Genomic DNA, 16,324 nt, shown 5'->3' with positions numbered 1-16,324 from the left:
GGCCGGCGCCAGAAGTTTTCAGCCGCGCGCCTGGAACATCCGCTCGTCGTACAGGAAGTCGTAGCTCTCCAGGGCCTTCACCTGGCTGATCGCCGGGTGTCGCGGGTTGAGCAGGATGTCCCACTCCAGCGGCAGCACCGCCGACGGTACGATCAGCCCGAGCTGTTCGCCGGCGCGCAACCAGCGGCTGCCGTAGTCCATGCTCGGGCGGTCGGCCGGCAGGCTGCTCCAGCCTTCGGGGAGGTCGCGCGGATCGGGCCTGAGGTACAGGTCGTCGCCCTCGGGCAGCAGGAACGAGGTGATCTTCATCGGGAAGGTCGGCTGGCCGCTGGCGTGGACGAAGGTCTCCAGGCAGCAGATCGCCGGCGTCAGGCCCAGGTAGACGGCGGGCAGGTCGCGGTGGTTCCAGCGGCCGCCGAGGATGGCCGCGCCCTGACCGGAAAGGTCGGAGGCCCGCGCCGCCTTGGCGACCCGCCAGGCCCGCATCAGGCGACCCCGCCCCACTCCAGCGCGTGCAGCACGCGGCGTACCTGGTTGGCGCCGATCTCGGTGTCGCACAGGCTGAACGGCGCCTGGCCGCCGAGGGCCGCGTTGCCACGCTCCAGCCATTGCGTCGCGGCCAGCCGATCCTCGAACACCTGCTCGGCCAGCACGGCCACCGAGGCGAGACGGTCCAGGCGCTCCGAGGTCACCGCGTCCAACGCCTGGTCGGCCTTCTTCTTGCGCTCATAGGTGGACAGGGAAATGTTGAACAGCTCGACGAAACCCGGCCCGCTGATGCGGAAGGTATCGCGCACCGATTCCACCCAGCGCCAGCTCAGGCCGTGGCGGATTTCCTGCAACCGCTGACGCTCGGTGAGCCTGGCGTGGTCGTGGACCAGCAACCAGAACACCGGGGACGGCGAGTTGCTGCGACTACGATCTTCCGTCTTCATGGCCAACAGGCGATCTCCTCAAATGACGCCGTTACAACCTTCAAATGAAGGCCACGCCATTTCGCCGGTATTGCCCAGTGAAAAGGCGGCGCACACCGAGGCCGAACAGAATATTGCACAGACGAATTGACACCCCTTCGGACCGCCAAGCCAGAGCCACCGAAATATGGCGACCGATTGCCGCAGAGCAATTACCTGAGGCTATCGAATTTGCCAATTTCCATTAGCCCAGGCAATATAGTGTTCATTATGTCGAACACAAAGCTTCACACCCTCTCCACCTCCCGCCTGGTTTCCCGCGAACGCTGTTGGACCGGCGACCTCTAGCGCCCTCCCCGAAGTCTCGACTTCGGTGACGAAGCGCCGAGCGAATCGCCGCTCGCCCTGCGTCACCTCCCCGTTCCGACTTTCCGCCTGGCCACGCGAGCTTTCGCGAGGGCGGCGGCTTGCCCAAGGGAGGGCTCGACCATGCGTTCCTGGATCTATCTGTTCACCGCCATCGGTTTCGAAGTGGTAGGCACCACCTCGATGAAGTTCACCAACACCTTCGCGCCCTTCTATGGCCATCTGCTGATGTACGCCATGATCGGCCTGTCCTACTACTTCCTGTCGCTGGCCATCAAGCGCGTGCCGGTTGGCGTCGCCTACGCCCTGTGGGAAGGCATCGGCATCGTCCTCATCACCCTGGTCAGCGTCGCCTGGCTGGGCGAGCAGTTGGCCCCGGAGAAGGTCCTGGGCCTGGCCGTGATGATCACAGGCATCCTGCTGGTCAAGTCCGGCACCCGCAGCCCGCGCGAGCCGTCCACCACGGAGGCCGTCGCATGCTGAGCCTCGACTGGATTCCGTTCGCCTGGCTGGGCGTGGCGATCGTGCTGGAAGTGATCGCCAACCTGCTGCTGAAGTACTCCGACGGCTTCCGCAAGCGCGCCCTGGGCGTGGCCTCGATCCTCTGCGTGCTGGGCGCCTTCTCTGCCCTGGCGCAGGCGGTGAAGGACATCGAACTGTCGGTGGCCTACGCCATCTGGGGCGGCTTCGGCATCCTCGCCACCGTGGCCATGGGCTGGGCCCTGTTCGGCCAGCGCCTGGTGTGGCGCGGCTGGCTCGGGCTGGCGCTGCTGGTGACGGGCATGGGCCTGCTGAAACTGGCCTGATGCAACGAAAAACGGGGCGCCCAAGGGCGCCCCGTTTTTTATCGCGGGCCATGCCCGCGATTCGCGCGCATGGCGCGCTCCTACAAGGGCACGGCGTATGGGCAACCTGTAGGAGCGAGCTTGCTCGCGAACCAGCCCCGCTGCGGAGCCGTTCGCGAGCAGGCTCGCGCCTACGAAGAGCTATCAGCGCTCGGCCACTCTCAGGCGCGTGGCGCCCTGCTCGCTGCGCGCGCGACGGCGGGTCACCAGCAGGCCGGAGCAGACGATCAGCACGCTGAGCAGCGCGGTGGCGGTCACTTCCACGCGGTGGTCCGGGCGCAGCAGCATCAGCACCAGGACGCCGACGATGAACAGGATCACGCCCCAGGTCAGCCAGGGGAACAGCCACATGCGGTACTGCGGCGCCTTGCCCTCGGCGTCCATGCGCTTGCGCATGCGCAGCTGCGAGATGGCGATCACCAGGTACACCAGCAGGGCGATGGCGCCGGAGCTGGCCATGAGGAAGCCGAACACCTGCGCGGGCACCAGGTAGTTGGCGATCACCGTGGCGAAGGCCGCGGCGGTCGACAGCAGCACCGCCACCACCGGGGTACCGGCGCGGCTGGTCACCCGCGCGATGGCCGGCGCGTCGCCACGGCTGCTCAGCGAGAAGAGCATGCGCGAGGCGGTGTACAGCGAGGAGTTCAGGCAGCTGGTCACCGAGGTCAGCACCACCACGTCGATCAGCGCCTTGGCGTTGGGCACGCCGAGCACTTCCAGCACGGTCACGTAGGAACCGTCGGCGGCGAGGCGCGAATCGGTCCAGGGCACCAGGGCGACGACGATGAAGATCGACAGGATGTAGAACAGGGTGATCCGCCAGATCACCGAGTTGGTGGCCTTGGAGATCTGCTTCTCGGCGGCGTCCGATTCGGCGGCGGCGATGGTCACCACTTCCGCGCCGAGGAACGAGAACATGGTGATCAGCATGGCGCTGAGCACCGCGCCGAAGCCGTTGGGCATGAAGCCGCCGTTGTCCCACAGGCGCGATACGCCGCTGACCCCGGTGCTGGGCAGCAAGCCGAGGATGGCGCAGGCGCCGAGGATGATGAAGCCGACGATGGCGATCACCTTGACCAGCGCCAGCCAGAACTCGAACTCACCGTAGTTCTTCACGCTGAACAGGTTGGTCACGGTCAGCAGCAGGGTGATGGCCAGGGACAGCACCCAGATGTCCAGCTGCGGCACCCAGCTGTTGATGATGGTGGCGGCGATGTTCGCCTCGATCGGGATCACCAGGACCCAGAACCACCAGTACAGCCAGCCGATGGTGTAGCCGGCCCATTTGCCGATGGCGCGGTCGGCGTAGGTGGAGAAGGAGCCGGTGTCGGGCGACGCCACGGCCATCTCGGCCAGCATGCGCATGACGATCACCACCAGCGAACCGGCCAGCAGGTACGCGAGGATGGCCGCCGGGCCCGCCTCGGCGATGGCGCGGCCGGAACCGACGAACAGGCCGGCGCCGATCACGCCGGCGATGGACAGCATGGTTACATGCCGCGATTTCAACCCATGGCTCAGGTTGTTCTTGTTGAGCTGTTGCATGGTCTCACCTTGTAAAGCAGCGTCCCTGCGGCGGAAATGGCCCGACCCACCCGTGCGTGGGCACGGGCGGGTACGGGGTCCGTCATTGTTTTCTTCAGCGCGTCCCCTTCAGGGAAAGGGGACGCGGGCACGCGGAGGTACGTCAGGCCAGTTCGTCGAAGCACTCGCCGATGATGCCCAGGCCGCGCTGCAGGTCGGCGTCGCTGACGGTCAGCGGCACGAGGATGCGCAGGACGTTGTAGTAGGTACCGCAGGACAGCAGCACCAGGCCCTTGTCGCGGGCCTTGGCGACGATCTTCGCGGTCAGCTCGGCGGCCGGGGTCTGGCCGTCGGCCTGGAACAGCTCCACCGCGACCATGGCGCCGAGGATGCGCACGTCGCCCACGCAGGCGTGACGCTCGCCGATCTGGCGCAGGCCGGCGCCGAGGATCTCGCCCACGGCCTGGGCGCGCTGCAGCAGGTTCTCTTCCTCGAAGGCCTCGATCACCGCCAGGGCGGCGGCGCAGGAGATCGGGTTGCCGGCGTAGGTGCCGCCCAGGCCGCCCGGGGCCACCGCGTCCATCAGTTCGGCCTTGCCGGCCACACCGGCCAGCGGGAAGCCGCCGGCGATGGATTTGGCGAAGGTGGTCAGATCGGCGGCGACGCCCATCTGCTCCATGGCGAAGAAGGTGCCGGTGCGCCCGGCACCGGTCTGCACTTCATCGGCGATCAGCACGATGCCGTGCTCGTCGCACAGGGCGCGCAGGCGCTGCATGAAGTCCTTCGGCGCCGGGTTGAAGCCACCCTCGCCCTGCACCGGCTCGAGGATGATCGCGGCGATGTCGCGCGGCTGCGCGTCGTTCTTGAAGATGCGCTCGATGCTGGCGATGGCGTCGTCCACCGACACACCGTGCAGCGCGTTCGGGTACTGCGCGCGGAACACGCCGCCGGGCATCAGGCCCAGGCCCGCGGAGTACGGCACTACCTTGCCGGTCAGGGCCAGGGTGTAGTGGGTGCGGCCGTGGTAGGCGCCGGTGAAGGCGATCACGCCGCTGCGGCCGGTGGCGGCGCGGGCGATCTTGATGGCGTTCTCCACGGCTTCGGCGCCGGTGGTCACCAGCAGGGTCTTCTTCTCGAAGTCGCCGGGGATCATCTTGTTGATCTTCTCGGCCAGGGCCACGTAGCCCTCGTAGCCGAACACGTGGAAGCAGGTGTGGGTCAGCTTGACCATCTGCGCTTGCACGGCGGCCATCACCTTCGGGTGCAGGTGGCCGGTGTTGAGCACGGCGATGCCGCCAGCGAAGTCCAGGTATTCGCGGCCTTCCACGTCCCAGATGGTGGCGTTCTCGGCGCGCTCGGCGTAGATCTGGTGGATCTGGCCGACGCCGCGCGGGATGGCGGCCATGCGCCGTTCTTGCAGGCTCTGGTTGCTGTTCATAGCTGTCTCCAGGTCAGGAATGGGGGTGGCCGCGGCTTACACGCCGATGCACAGGTATTTGATTTCCAGGTAGTCCTCGATGCCGTACTTGGAGCCTTCGCGGCCCAGGCCCGAGGCCTTGATGCCGCCGAACGGCGCGACTTCGTTGGAAATGATCCCGGTGTTGATACCGACGATGCCGTACTCCAGCGCTTCGCCGACGCGGAACACGCGGCCCAGGTCGCGGGCGTAGAAGTAGGCGGCGAGGCCGAACTCGGTGTCGTTGGACATGGCGATCACGTCGGCCTCGTCCTTGAAGCGGAACAGCGGCGCCAGCGGGCCGAAGGTCTCTTCCTTGGCCACGGCGGCGTTGTTCGGCACGTCGACCAGGATGGTCGGCTCGAAGAAGGTGCCGCCCAGGGCGTGCGGCTTGCCGCCGGCGACGACCTTGGCGCCCTTGCCCACGGCGTCGGCAATGTGCTCCTCGACCTTGGCCACGGCCTTGGCGTCGATCAGCGGGCCGGTGGTCACGCCGTTTTCCAGGCCGTTGCCGATGCTCAGGCGGGCGACCGCCGCCTTCAGCTTCTCGACGAAGGCGTCGTACACGCCATCCTGGATGTACAGGCGGTTGGCGCAGACGCAGGTCTGGCCATTGTTGCGGTACTTGGAGACCAGCGCGCCGTCCACGGCGGCGTCCAGGTCGGCGTCGTCGAAGACGATGAAGGGTGCGTTGCCGCCCAGCTCCAGCGAGACCTTCTTGATGTCCTTGGCGCATTCGGCCATCAGCTGGCGACCGATTTCGGTCGAGCCGGTGAAGGTCAGCTTGCGCACGATCGGGTTGCCGGTCAGCTCGCCGCCGACTTCGCCGGCGCTGCCGGTAACCACGCTGAACACGCCTTTCGGGATGCCGGCGCGCTCGGCCAGCTCGGCCAGGGCCAGGGCGGAGTACGGGGTCTGCGAGGCGGGTTTGAGGACCATGGTGCAGCCGGCGGCCAGGGCCGGGCCGGCCTTGCGGGTGATCATCGCCGAGGGGAAGTTCCACGGGGTGATGGCCGCGGTGACGCCGATGGGCTGCTTGATCACCATCAGGCGCTTGTCCGGCTGGTGGCCGGGGATCATGTCGCCGTAGACGCGCTTGGCTTCTTCGGCGAACCACTCGAGGAAGGACGCGGCGTAGGCGATTTCGCCCTTGGCCTCGGCCAGCGGCTTGCCCTGTTCGATGGTCATCAGGCGAGCCAGGTCGTCCTGGTTCTCGATCATCAGCTCGAACCAGCGGCGCAGGCGGTTGGCACGGTCCTTGGCGGTCAGCGCGCGCCAGGCCGGCAGGGCGCGGTCGGCGGCTTCGATGGCGCGGCGGGTCTCGGCGGCGCCCATCTTCGGCACGCTGCCGATGATCTCGTTGGTGGCCGGGTTGTTGACCTTCAGGGTCTGGCCGCTGTCGGCGTCCACCCAGGAGCCGTCGATGTAGGCCTGCTGGCGGAACAGGCTGGAGTCTTTGAGTTGCACGCGTTCTTCCTCGTTATAGGTGTCGGGCGGCTCAGCCGGCGGCCCGCAGGTTGCTGTCCAGGGTGGTGTCCGGGGTGGCGGCCGTGACGAAGTTGCCGCCCTGCGCCGCGACCTGCTCGCGGACCCTCTCGACGATGTAGGCGCCGATCGGGATGGCCGAGGTGGCGGCCGGCGACGGCGCGTTGCAGACGTTCACGCTGCGCTTGGTGTTGACGAAGAGGAAGTCGTCGATCAGCTTGCCGTCGCGCGACACCGCCTGGGCGCGCACGCCGGCCGGGTAGTCGGTGAGGTCGGCCTTGACGATGCTCGGGCAGTACTTCTGCACTTCCTTCAGGTAGCCACCCTTGAACAGCGAGTTCTTCATCTCGATCAGGCCCGGGCGCAGGTTCTTCGCCAGTACCTTGAGGATGCCCGGCGAAGTCAGGGTCTCGAACATGTCGGAAACGCTGATGTCGCGCTTGCGGTAGCCCTCGCGCTTCATCGCCAGCACGGCGTTGGGGCCGACGGTGACGGTACCGTCGATCATCCGCGTCAGGTGCACGCCGAGGAACGGCATCGACGGGTCGGGGATCGGGTAGATCAGGTGGTTGACGATCTGGTTGTGCTGCTTGGGCAGCAGGTAGTACTCGCCACGGAACGGGCAGATGATGAACTGCGGCTCCAGGCCCAGCATGCGCACCACGCGGTCGGCCATCAGGCCCGAGCAGGTCACCAGGTAGCGGCCGCGGAACTCGTTGTCGGTGGTGCGCACTATGACTTCCTCGGCGCGCTCGTCGAGGCCGGTCACTTCGGCGTTGTAGCGGATCTCGCCACCGGCGGCCTGGAACTCGCGGCCCATGGCGGCGGTGACTTCGGCGTAGCTGACGATGCCGCTGGAAGGCACGAAGATGCCACCCATGCCGACGATGTTCGGCTCACGCTCGCGCAGCTCGCCGGCGGACAGCCAGTGGCGCTCCAGGCCGTTGGCCGCGGTGCGCTCCCAGAGCGCGCCCATGCGCTGCATCTCCAGCTCGTTGGTGGCCACCAGCAGCTTGCCGCACTCATCGTAGCGGATGCCGTGCTTGTCGCAGAAGGCCTTGGTGGCCTTGTTGCCGGCCAGGCAGAACTTCGCCTTGAGGCTGCCCGGGGTGTAGTACACGCCGGCGTGGATCACGCCGCTGTTGTGCCCGGTCTGGTGACGGGCCGGGCCGGATTCCTTCTCCAGCAGGAGAATCTTCGCGTCCGGGTAGACCTGGGTCAGTTGCATCGCGGTGGACATGCCGACGATGCCGCCGCCGATGATGATGAAATCGTACACAGCCAATTACCTCGCGCACTGGCTCAGCTGAAAAACCCCACAGGAGCGAGCCGGCCGGCGAAGACCGTGCGCGGACCTTCGCGAGCCAGCTCGCTCCCGGGGGAAGGGTGACGCTGGGGGAATTACTGGCCGCGCTGGTACAGCGGCTTCTGGTAGGCGATGTAGCCGCGCTGGCGCATCAGTTCGCGGCGCAGGCCTTCGTGCGGCACGAAGCGGTCGCGGCCGTGCAGCCAGAACAGGTTGTTGATCAGCAGGAAGCAGCCCTGCGGCACCGGTACGGAAATCTTCCCGGGGCTGGTTTCCAGGGAGTCGGACAGGCTGTTCAGCCAGATGCCTTCCTCGTAGTCCTTCGGCTGCACGAACTGGTCGATGTAGCGCATGGTCGGGCGGCCTTCGGCGTCGGTGTCGAACACCGCGTGGAACACGTCCTCGCTGACCTTCTTGCTCGGCGGCGCGGTCCAGCGCATTTCGCGGCGCGCCAGCGGGTGGCGGAAGAACTCGTCCAGCTCGCTCCAGTCGTCCAGGTGCAGCAGCAGGGAGTCGCCGCCCTCCATGTTCTTCTCTTCGATCTTCATCATCAGCACGTAGTCGGTGATCTGATTCACGAAGGTGCCGTCGTTGTGCAGCTCCATCACGCGGTGCGGCTGGCGCAGGTAGCTGTCGGAGTTGTCGCTGTTGACCACGGCGAAGCGGGCGTAGAACTGGCCGCTCATGGCGTCGTAGTTGGAACGGCCGATCAGGTGCGCGACGGCGGTGGAGAACTTCACCATGTCCTCGGCCTGGGCCACGTCATCCAGGCCCTCGGGCTTGACCAGCAGGCCGCCGGTGCCACGGTCGAGGATGGTGTTCAGCAGCACCGGGCGCAGGGTGCCTTCGCACAGCTCGTCGAGGATCTGGGCGACGCGGAAGCGCAGGAACGACTTGTACTCCAGGGCCTGTACCGGCCACTGCGCCACGGCTTCGACGAAGGCCGCCACGGTTTCGCGGGCGACGGTCAGCTCGAGCAGGCGCGGCGACTGCGCCGACGGCGCTACCGAGTAGCCGCGGGTCTCCAGCGGCAGGGGCATGACGAGGTCCTGGATGGAGGTGAAGGCGTTCATGGCGGTGTCCTGGCAATGATGGGGTGGCGCCGTCCGGCAATGACCTGGATCAGGCGGGCAGGAGAAAAATATCGCCACAAACTAAAAATGTCTACATTTTTATTGTTCGACGACAAAGCAATGCCTTGTCTATTGTTTTTCGTCCATCCGACATTTGGGTATGATCCAGCGCAAATGCCCACAGGAGCTGGATTTGGAAGCGATCGTCCCCCGTCAGAACTCGGCCGTCAGCGGTTATGAGCGGCTCAAGAAGGACATCATCCGCGGCGTCTTCAAACCGGGCGAAAAGCTGCTGATGAGCACCCTGAAGGAGCGCTACGACCTGGGCGTCGGCCCGCTGCGCGAGGCCCTGTCGCAACTGGTGGCGGAACACCTGGTGGTGGCTATCAGCCAGAAGGGCTACCGGGTGGCGCCCATGTCGCTGGAAGAGATGCGCGACATCTACGACGCCCGCGCCAACCTCGAAGCGATGATCGTCGGCCTGGCCATCCAGCGCGGCGACGACGCCTGGGAGGCGCAGGTGCTGGCGCATTCGCATACCCTGGCCAAGGTGGTCGAGGTGAAGACCCGCGAGCAGCGCCTGGACGTCTGGGACGAACGGCACAAGGCCTTCCACAGCGCCATCGCCCAGGGCTGCGGCTCGAAGCACCTGCTACAGGCGCGCACCTATCTGTTCGACCAGGCCGAGCGCTACCGCCACCTGTGGCTGACGCAGACGGTGTTCTCCGAGCAGGCCCTGGAACTCAAGCGCCAGGAGCACGCCGCGCTGGTCGAGGCGATCCTCGCCCGCGACGCCGCGCGCGCCAGCGAGATGATGCGCACGCACCTGATGACCCCGGTGCCGATCATCGCGCAGATCATGCAGAACGGCGGCCTCGGCGAGGGCCGCTGAAGGCTCACGCCTGCGGGCAGCTCAGGCGCCCCCGGGCGAGTTCGCCGAGCAGGTTGTGCATGACTTCCGCCGCCAGGTTCAGGCGCTGCGCGTCGGCGCCCATCAGCCGCGCCAGCACCGCGTCGTCGACGAAGGCCATCGAAGTACGGATGTTGTGCGAGGCCAGCTCCAGGTTGTAGACCAGGCTGTGCAGGGTGCGGTTGAGCTGCTGTTCGGCGCTGTTCATCGCGACGTCTCCCGAAAGGTGGCGGATGCAGTTATGGCATTGCGCCAGCAACCTGTGCAGACCCAATTGGCATTATCCCTTTCGCCAGCGCCGGGCGTCGCCCCGGCCGCCCCGCGCGCGCCACGGCGGTAGACTGGAGCGACGCCCCGCCGAGGGCGCGCCCGTCCGGGCCGGCAACGACGCGTGAACTGCGGCTGCCGGCACGCGCCCGTCCCAGGCCGGCGCCCTGCCCCGCCGTCCGCCGCGCCCATGGAGAGCCGGCACTCCCCGATTCCCGGAGCGTCACCCGCCGCTCCCAGCGGAGGAGCCGTCATGGACGAAGCCAAACTCAACGCATTCATGGGCCGCCTGGTCGCCGACATGGGCGGCGCGGCGCTGCTCGCCAACGTCATCCTCGGCGACGAACTGGGCCTGTACCGGGCCATGGCCGACGGCCAGCCGGTCAGCCCGGAAACCCTCGCCGAACGTACCGGCTGCAACCCGCGCCTGCTGCGCGAATGGCTCAGCGCGCAGGCCGCCGCCGGCTATCTGGAGCACACCGGCGGCAGCTTCCGCCTGCCCGAGGAACAGGCCCTGGCGCTGGCCATCGAGGACTCGCCGGTGTACGTGGCCGGCGGCGCTAGCGTGCTGGCCTCGCTGTACCAGGACAAGGACAAGCTCATCGCCGCCATGCGCGGCGACGGCGCCCTGCCCTGGGGCGACCACCACCCCTGCCTGTTCCGTGGCACCGAGCGCTTCTTCCGCCCCGGCTACCGCGCGCATCTGGTAGAGGAGTGGCTGCCGGCCCTGCACGGCGTGGTCGCCAAGCTGCAAAGCGGCGCACGGGTGGCCGACATCGGCTGCGGTCACGGCGCCTCCACCATCATCATGGCCAAGGCCTTCCCGGCCTCGCGCTTCGCCGGTTTCGACTACCACGCGCCCTCGGTGGAAACCGCCGCGCAGCGCGCCAGCGAAGCCGGCGTCGAGGAGCGCGCGCGGTTCGCCACAGCCAGCGCCAAGGACTACCCGGGCGAGTACGAGCTGATCTGCTTCTTCGACTGCCTGCACGACATGGGCGACCCGGTAGGCGCCGCCCGCCACGCCCTGCAGCGCCTGGCGCCGGACGGCACGGTGCTGCTGGTGGAGCCCTACGCCGGCGACAGCCTGGACGACAACCTGACCCCGGTGGGCCGGCTGTTCTATGCCGCCTCGACCTTCATCTGCACGCCCAACTCGCTGTCCCAGGAAGTCGGCCTCGGCCTCGGCGCCCAGGCCGGCGAAGCGCGCCTGCGCGCGGTGTTCGAGGAAGCCGGCTTCAGCCGCTTCCGCCGCGCGGCGGAAACGCCGTTCAACCTGATCTTGGAGGCGCGTCCATGAGTAGGCGTTATCCGCCGTTCCCGCCGAACACCAGCGTTCCGGCTGGCGGCGGATAACCGCGAACGGTTATTCGCCCTACGCATTGCCCCGCGCGGAAATGGCGGAGGTGGCCATTGCGTAGGGCGCATAACGCCTCAAGCGTTATCCGCCATTCCCCCCGAACACCAACGTTCCGGCTGGCGGCGGATAACCGCGAACGGTTATTCGCCCTACGCATTGTCCCGCGCGGAAATGGCGGAGGTGGCCATTGCGTAGGGCGCATAACGCCTCAAGCGTTATCCGCCGAAGGGTTCAGGCACGGAAATGGCTCGGCGGCTGGCCGCTCCAGCGCTGGAAGGCGTGGCGCAGGCTGGCCGTTTCGCTGAAGCCGAGTTCCTCGGCGATGCGGTAGATCGGCATGTCGCCGCCCTGCAGCAGTTCCTTGGCGCGGGCGAAGCGCAGTTCGTCGAGCAGTTGCTGGTAGCTGGTCTGCTGTTGCTGCAGGTGCCGGCGCAGGCTGCGCGAGGAGCAGTTCAGGCGCCGCGCCAGTTCTTCCAGGCCGGGCGGCGACTGCAGGCGCTCGCCGAGGATGCCGCGCACCTTGTCCAGCCAGGCGCGGCGCGCGGCCAGCTCGATGTTCTGCCGGCGGCACTGTTCGAGCATCTCGCGATGGGTCACCGGGTCGGCCAACGGCAGGCGCCGCTCCAGCCAGGTGGCCGGGAAGCCGATGGCGCTGCGCGCGGCGCCGAAACGCAGCCCGCAGCCGAAGCCCTTGGTGTAGGCCGCCTCGCGCTCGGCGGGGACGCTGTATTCGAACTCGGCGCGGCGCAGGTCCAGCGGCTGGCCCAGCAGGTCGCCGCAGGTGACCTTCAGCGAGCCCAGGCACAGCTCGGTGTTGAACGGCCGCAGCGCCTCGTCCTCGCTATAGCCGGTGGCCACCAGCCAGGCGACGTCGCCCTCGACGCTCAGCGCCAGGTGGAAGTAGGTGCCCAGCAGCACCGGGTAGCTCAGGCCGATGCGCAGCGCCTCGCCCAGGGTCGGCGCGGAGAGCAGCGCGTAACCCAGCAGGCCGTAGGCGGAAATCCGTGTGCGCAGGCCCAGGCGCAGCCCCAGCGCGGGCTCGGCGGCCAGGCGCTGGGCGTTGGCGAACACCTGCTGCTCCTGCCAGGGGCTGACCAGGCGACGCAGGTCGAGCAGGTCGGCGGCGGTGATGCCGCTGCCCTCGAGGATGCTTTCCAGGCCGTGGCCTTCCGCTTCCAGCAGGGAAACGGTCAGCGAAGCCATGTGCAGGGAGTTGAGCCAGGTGTTGCGGGAAAAGCTGGTGCCGGTCATGTCTTGCCCATCGGTGCGGTGCGCCGTGCCCGCGATGTTACCGCCGCGGGCATGGGATTTGGCAAGACGATAGCCGCAACCGTGCTTCGAACCGACTCCTACGGGGATACGCGCGTCAGCCGCGCGAGAGGAAGCGCATGCCCTCTTCCAGACCGCTGAGGGTCAGCGGGAACATCTGTTCCTTCACCAGCTCGCGCACCAGGCCGGTGGAGGCGGTGTAGTTCCAGGTGTCCTTCGGGTACGGGTTGATCCAGATGAGCTTCTTGTACTTCTCCATGAAGCGCTGCATCCACACGTAGCCGGCTTCCTCGTTCCAGTGCTCGACGCTGCCGCCGGCCTGGGTGATCTCGTAGGGCGCCATGGCCGCGTCGCCGACGAACACCACCTTGTAGTCCGGCCCGTACTTGTGCAGCAGGTCGAAGGTGGCGGTGCGTTCGCTGGAGCGGCGCAGGTTGTTCTTCCACACCGACTCGTAGATGAAGTTGTGGAAGTAGAAATATTCGAGATGCTTGAACTCGGTCTTGCAGGCCGAGAACAGTTCCTCGCAGACCTTCACGTGGGCGTCCATCGAACCGCCGATGTCCAGCAGCAGCAGGAGCTTCACGGTGTTGCGGCGTTCCGGGCGCATCTGGATGTTCAGCAGCCCGGCGTCCTTCGCCGTGTGGTCGATGGTGCCGTCGATGTCCAGCTCTTCCGCCGCGCCTTCACGGGCGAACTTGCGCAGGCGGCGCAGGGCGATCTTGATGTTGCGGGTGCCCAGCTCGACCTGGTCGTCGAGGTTCTTGTACTCGCGCTGGTCCCACACCTTGGCGGCCTTGCCCTGGCGCTTGCCGGCGTCGCCGACGCGGATGCCCTCGGGGTTGAAGCCGCCGGAGCCGAACGGGCTGGTGCCGCCGGTGCCGATCCACTTGTTGCCGCCGGCGTGGCGTTCCTTCTGCTCTTCCAGGCGTTTCTTGAACTCCTCGATGAGCTTGTCCAGGCCGCCGAGGGACTGGATCTGCGCGCGTTCCTCGTCGGTCAGCAGGCGCTCGAACTCCTTGCGCAGCCACTCCTCGGGAATCAACGCCTTGAGGTGGTCGTCGAGCTTCTCCAGGCCCTTGAAATAGGCGCCGAAGGCCCGGTCGAACTTGTCGAAATGACGCTCGTCCTTCACCAGGATGGTACGCGACAGGTAGTAGAACTCGTCCATGTCGGCGAACACCACGCGCTGCTGCAGCGCGTTGATCAGGTCGAGCAGCTCGCGCACCGACACCGGCACCTTGGCCGCGCGCATTTCGTTGAACAGGTTGAGCAGCATGGCTGCACCCTCGTTGATTCATTGGTACAGGAGCGACGCTCCTTTGCACTCGGTGCAAGGGCTTGCGAGCTAGAGCCAGGCAAGGCGGAATCAGACGAGGAAGCGGAGTTTACGATTGTAAATGAGCTTTCCGAGTCTGATTCCAACGCAGCATGGCCGACGCGCAGCAGCCCGAAAGTTAACGACTGGCGCGGCGGCTCATGAAGGCCAGGCGCTCGAGCAGTTGCACGTCCTGCTCGTTCTTCACCAGGGCGCCGGCCAGCGGCGGGATGGCCTTGGTCGGATCGCGTTCGCGCAGCACGGCTTCGCCGATGTCGTCGGCCATCAGCAGCTTCAGCCAGTCGACCAGTTCGCTGGTGGAGGGCTTCTTCTTCAGGCCCGGCACCTTGCGCACGTCGAAGAAGATGTCCAGCGCCTCGCTGACCAGCGAGGCCTTGATGCCCGGGTAGTGGACGTCGACGATCTTCTGCAGGGTCTCGCGATCCGGGAAGGCGATGTAGTGGAAGAAGCAGCGGCGCAGGAAGGCGTCCGGCAGTTCCTTCTCGTTGTTCGAGGTGATGATGATGATCGGGCGCTGCTTGGCCTTGATGGTCTCGTTCGTCTCGTAGACGTAGAACTCCATCTTGTCGAGTTCCTGCAGCAGGTCGTTGGGGAACTCGATGTCCGCCTTGTCGATCTCGTCGATCAGCAGGATCACCCGCTCGCCGGCCTCGAAGGCCTCCCAGAGCTTGCCCTTCTTGATGTAGTTGCGCACGTCGTGGACCTTGTCCACGCCCAGCTGCGAGTCGCGCAGGCGGCTCACCGCGTCGTATTCGTAGAGACCCTGGTGGGCCTTGGTGGTGGACTTGATGTGCCAGGTGATCAGCTTGGCGCCGAAGGCTTCAGCCAACTGTTCGGCGAGCATGGTCTTGCCGGTGCCCGGCTCGCCTTTCACCAGCAGCGGGCGCTGCAGGGTGATGGAGGCGTTCACCGCCAGCTTGAGGTCGTCGGTGGCGACGTAGGACTGGGTGCCTTCGAACTTCATCGGGGAATCCTCGAACGGTATACGCCGGGCCTGGGCCCGGGCTGTAGGAACTGGGAGACAGACTGCGACTATACCGCGCAGCTCCGTCGACTGTGAACGCAGGCATGGCATTCAGTCACTGAATGCGCAGCCGCCCATCCATTCGTCGAGCGCTACCGGCACCACGCCACCCTCTCACCGACGCCGACGCGCTGCAGCCGACCTTTCCGCCGGTTTCGCGGCTTTACGCCCGCGACGCCGGGGAATAGGCTGGTGGGTCAGCATCGATCCACAAGGACACTCATCATGAGCCGCATCTTCGCAGACAACGCGCAGTCCATCGGCAACACGCCGCTGGTCCAGATCAATCGTATCGCTCCGCGCGGGGTCACCATCCTGGCCAAGATCGAGGGCCGCAACCCCGGCTACTCGGTGAAGTGCCGCATCGGCGCCAACATGATCTGGGATGCCGAGTCCAGCGGCCGCCTGAAACCCGGCATGACCATCGTCGAACCGACCTCCGGCAACACCGGCATCGGCCTGGCTTTCGTCGCCGCCGCGCGCGGCTACAAGCTGGTGCTGACCATGCCCGCCTCGATGAGCCTGGAACGGCGCAAGGTGCTCAAGGCCCTGGGCGCCGAGCTGGTGCTTACCGAGCCGGCCAAGGGCATGAAGGGCGCCATCGCCAAGGCCGAGGAGCTGCTGGCCGAGAACCCCGGCCAGTACTTCATGCCGGCGCAGTTCGACAACCCGGCCAACCCGGCGATCCACGAGAAGACCACCGGCCCGGAAATCTGGAACGACACCGACGGCGCGGTCGACGTGCTGGTCGCCGGCGTCGGCACCGGCGGCACCATCACCGGCGTGTCGCGCTTCATCAAGAACACCAAGGGCAAGCCGATCCTCTCGGTGGCCGTGGAACCGACCAGCTCGCCGGTGATCAGCCAGACCCTGGCCGGCGCCGAGGTCAAGCCCGCGCCGCACAAGATCCAGGGCATCGGCGCCGGCTTCGTGCCGAAGAACCTCGACCTGGCCATGGTCGACCGCGTCGAGCAGGTCACCGACGACGACGCCCGCGCCATGGCCCTGCGCCTGATGCAGGAAGAAGGCATGCTCTGCGGCATCTCCAGCGGCGCCGCCATGGCCGCCGCCGTGCGCCTGGCGCAGGAGCCGGCGATGCAGGGCAAGACCATCGTCGTGATCATCCCCGACTCGGCCGAGCGCTACCTGTCGAGCATGCTCTTCGAAGGCGTGTTCGCCGACCAGGAAC

The 16,324-nt window shown here is 66.9% G+C and carries 16 protein-coding genes; 5 read left to right on the top strand and 11 right to left on the bottom strand.

What is annotated here, in order from left to right; all coding sequences use genetic code 11:
- Nucleotides 1-18: 18 nt before the first annotated feature.
- Both P3W75_RS25070 and parS read right to left on the bottom strand, forming a co-directional pair.
- Nucleotides 19-486 (bottom strand): RES family NAD+ phosphorylase, encoded by a 468-nt coding sequence (locus P3W75_RS25070; protein ID WP_276230018.1) that lies wholly within the window; start codon nucleotides 484-486, stop codon nucleotides 19-21.
- Nucleotides 486-935, bottom strand: coding sequence for a type II RES/Xre toxin-antitoxin system antitoxin (parS, locus tag P3W75_RS25065; RefSeq protein ID WP_276230017.1), 450 nt, complete (start codon nucleotides 933-935; stop codon nucleotides 486-488). Before parS ends, P3W75_RS25070 begins: the two co-directional genes overlap by 1 nt.
- Nucleotides 936-1,403: 468 nt before the next feature.
- Between parS and P3W75_RS25060 the strand changes: the two genes are divergently transcribed.
- Both P3W75_RS25060 and mdtI read left to right on the top strand, forming a co-directional pair.
- Nucleotides 1,404-1,763, top strand: coding sequence for an SMR family transporter (locus P3W75_RS25060; protein WP_276230016.1), 360 nt, complete (start codon nucleotides 1,404-1,406; stop codon nucleotides 1,761-1,763).
- The gene (gene mdtI, locus P3W75_RS25055; RefSeq protein WP_276230015.1) at nucleotides 1,757-2,086 is read left to right on the top strand and encodes a multidrug/spermidine efflux SMR transporter subunit MdtI; all 330 of its coding nucleotides are present in this window, start codon (nucleotides 1,757-1,759) and stop codon (nucleotides 2,084-2,086) included. Before P3W75_RS25060 ends, mdtI begins: the two co-directional genes overlap by 7 nt.
- 183 nt (nucleotides 2,087-2,269) lie before the next feature.
- Here mdtI and gabP read toward each other — a convergent pair whose 3' ends face one another.
- From gabP to glaH, 5 genes are all read right to left on the bottom strand, one after another.
- Nucleotides 2,270-3,670 (bottom strand): GABA permease, encoded by a 1,401-nt coding sequence (gene gabP, locus P3W75_RS25050; protein ID WP_276230014.1) that lies wholly within the window; start codon nucleotides 3,668-3,670, stop codon nucleotides 2,270-2,272.
- A 142-nt stretch (nucleotides 3,671-3,812) separates the two neighbouring features.
- Nucleotides 3,813-5,087: a 4-aminobutyrate--2-oxoglutarate transaminase gene (gene gabT, locus P3W75_RS25045; protein ID WP_276230013.1), complete on the bottom strand. Its 1,275-nt coding sequence runs from the start codon at nucleotides 5,085-5,087 to the stop codon at nucleotides 3,813-3,815.
- A gap of 36 nt (nucleotides 5,088-5,123) precedes the next feature.
- On the bottom strand, nucleotides 5,124-6,572 hold the full coding sequence (gene gabD / locus P3W75_RS25040; protein ID WP_276230012.1) for an NADP-dependent succinate-semialdehyde dehydrogenase: 1,449 nt from the start codon (nucleotides 6,570-6,572) through the stop codon (nucleotides 5,124-5,126).
- 31 nt (nucleotides 6,573-6,603) lie between these two features.
- Nucleotides 6,604-7,869, bottom strand: coding sequence for an L-2-hydroxyglutarate oxidase (gene lhgO / locus P3W75_RS25035; RefSeq protein WP_276230011.1), 1,266 nt, complete (start codon nucleotides 7,867-7,869; stop codon nucleotides 6,604-6,606).
- Between the two features lie 122 nt (nucleotides 7,870-7,991).
- Nucleotides 7,992-8,969: a glutarate dioxygenase GlaH gene (glaH, locus tag P3W75_RS25030; RefSeq protein WP_276230010.1), complete on the bottom strand. Its 978-nt coding sequence runs from the start codon at nucleotides 8,967-8,969 to the stop codon at nucleotides 7,992-7,994.
- A 193-nt stretch (nucleotides 8,970-9,162) separates the two neighbouring features.
- Here glaH and csiR point away from each other — a divergent pair, with 193 nt between their 5' ends.
- Nucleotides 9,163-9,861 carry a DNA-binding transcriptional regulator CsiR gene (csiR, locus tag P3W75_RS25025; RefSeq protein WP_276230009.1) on the top strand — a complete coding sequence of 233 codons (699 nt, stop codon included), beginning with the start codon at nucleotides 9,163-9,165 and terminating at the stop codon, nucleotides 9,859-9,861.
- 4 nt (nucleotides 9,862-9,865) lie between these two features.
- On the opposite strand, the gene P3W75_RS25020 is transcribed toward csiR, so the two are convergent.
- Nucleotides 9,866-10,087 (bottom strand): hypothetical protein, encoded by a 222-nt coding sequence (locus P3W75_RS25020; protein ID WP_276230008.1) that lies wholly within the window; start codon nucleotides 10,085-10,087, stop codon nucleotides 9,866-9,868.
- A 312-nt stretch (nucleotides 10,088-10,399) separates the two neighbouring features.
- Between P3W75_RS25020 and P3W75_RS25015 the strand changes: the two genes are divergently transcribed.
- Nucleotides 10,400-11,443 (top strand): class I SAM-dependent methyltransferase, encoded by a 1,044-nt coding sequence (locus tag P3W75_RS25015; protein WP_276230007.1) that lies wholly within the window; start codon nucleotides 10,400-10,402, stop codon nucleotides 11,441-11,443.
- A gap of 291 nt (nucleotides 11,444-11,734) precedes the next feature.
- Here the strand turns inward: P3W75_RS25015 and P3W75_RS25010 are convergent, their stop codons facing one another.
- The 3 genes from P3W75_RS25010 to P3W75_RS25000 all read right to left on the bottom strand — a co-directional run bounded on the left by P3W75_RS25010 (nucleotide 11,735) and on the right by P3W75_RS25000 (nucleotide 15,075).
- Nucleotides 11,735-12,754 (bottom strand): AraC family transcriptional regulator, encoded by a 1,020-nt coding sequence (locus P3W75_RS25010; RefSeq protein WP_276230006.1) that lies wholly within the window; start codon nucleotides 12,752-12,754, stop codon nucleotides 11,735-11,737.
- Nucleotides 12,755-12,869: 115 nt separating this feature from the next.
- A complete protein-coding gene (locus tag P3W75_RS25005; RefSeq protein ID WP_276230005.1) occupies nucleotides 12,870-14,051 on the bottom strand; it encodes a vWA domain-containing protein in 1,182 nt (393 codons plus the stop codon).
- Nucleotides 14,052-14,229: 178 nt separating this feature from the next.
- A complete protein-coding gene (locus P3W75_RS25000; RefSeq protein ID WP_276230004.1) occupies nucleotides 14,230-15,075 on the bottom strand; it encodes an AAA family ATPase in 846 nt (281 codons plus the stop codon).
- Between the two features lie 285 nt (nucleotides 15,076-15,360).
- Here P3W75_RS25000 and cysK point away from each other — a divergent pair.
- Nucleotides 15,361-16,324 (top strand): cysteine synthase A (gene cysK, locus P3W75_RS24995; protein WP_276230003.1); only part of this gene is annotated, 964 nt, incomplete at its 3' end.

Source organism: Pseudomonas citronellolis, assembly GCF_029335315.1.
Classification (GTDB): Bacteria; Pseudomonadota; Gammaproteobacteria; order Pseudomonadales; family Pseudomonadaceae; genus Pseudomonas; species Pseudomonas citronellolis_A.
Note: the sequence above shows the minus strand (reverse complement) of the source record. Positions and strands in the feature narration are given on the sequence as shown.

Excerpts from the sequence above, each read along its gene's own strand:
- P3W75_RS25070 (WP_276230018.1), bottom strand. The coding sequence starts at position 486 with ATGCGGGCCTGGCGGGTCGCCAAGGCGGCGCGGGCCTCCGACCTTTCC.
- parS (WP_276230017.1), bottom strand. The coding sequence starts at position 935 with ATGAAGACGGAAGATCGTAGTCGCAGCAACTCGCCGTCCCCGGTGTTC.
- P3W75_RS25060 (WP_276230016.1), top strand. The coding sequence starts at position 1,404 with ATGCGTTCCTGGATCTATCTGTTCACCGCCATCGGTTTCGAAGTGGTA.
- mdtI (WP_276230015.1), top strand. The coding sequence starts at position 1,757 with ATGCTGAGCCTCGACTGGATTCCGTTCGCCTGGCTGGGCGTGGCGATC.
- gabP (WP_276230014.1), bottom strand. The coding sequence starts at position 3,670 with ATGCAACAGCTCAACAAGAACAACCTGAGCCATGGGTTGAAATCGCGG.
- gabT (WP_276230013.1), bottom strand. The coding sequence starts at position 5,087 with ATGAACAGCAACCAGAGCCTGCAAGAACGGCGCATGGCCGCCATCCCG.
- glaH (WP_276230010.1), bottom strand. The coding sequence starts at position 8,969 with ATGAACGCCTTCACCTCCATCCAGGACCTCGTCATGCCCCTGCCGCTG.
- P3W75_RS25020 (WP_276230008.1), bottom strand. The coding sequence starts at position 10,087 with ATGAACAGCGCCGAACAGCAGCTCAACCGCACCCTGCACAGCCTGGTC.
- P3W75_RS25015 (WP_276230007.1), top strand. The coding sequence starts at position 10,400 with ATGGACGAAGCCAAACTCAACGCATTCATGGGCCGCCTGGTCGCCGAC.
- P3W75_RS25010 (WP_276230006.1), bottom strand. The coding sequence starts at position 12,754 with ATGACCGGCACCAGCTTTTCCCGCAACACCTGGCTCAACTCCCTGCAC.
- P3W75_RS25005 (WP_276230005.1), bottom strand. The coding sequence starts at position 14,051 with ATGCTGCTCAACCTGTTCAACGAAATGCGCGCGGCCAAGGTGCCGGTG.
- P3W75_RS25000 (WP_276230004.1), bottom strand. The coding sequence starts at position 15,075 with ATGAAGTTCGAAGGCACCCAGTCCTACGTCGCCACCGACGACCTCAAG.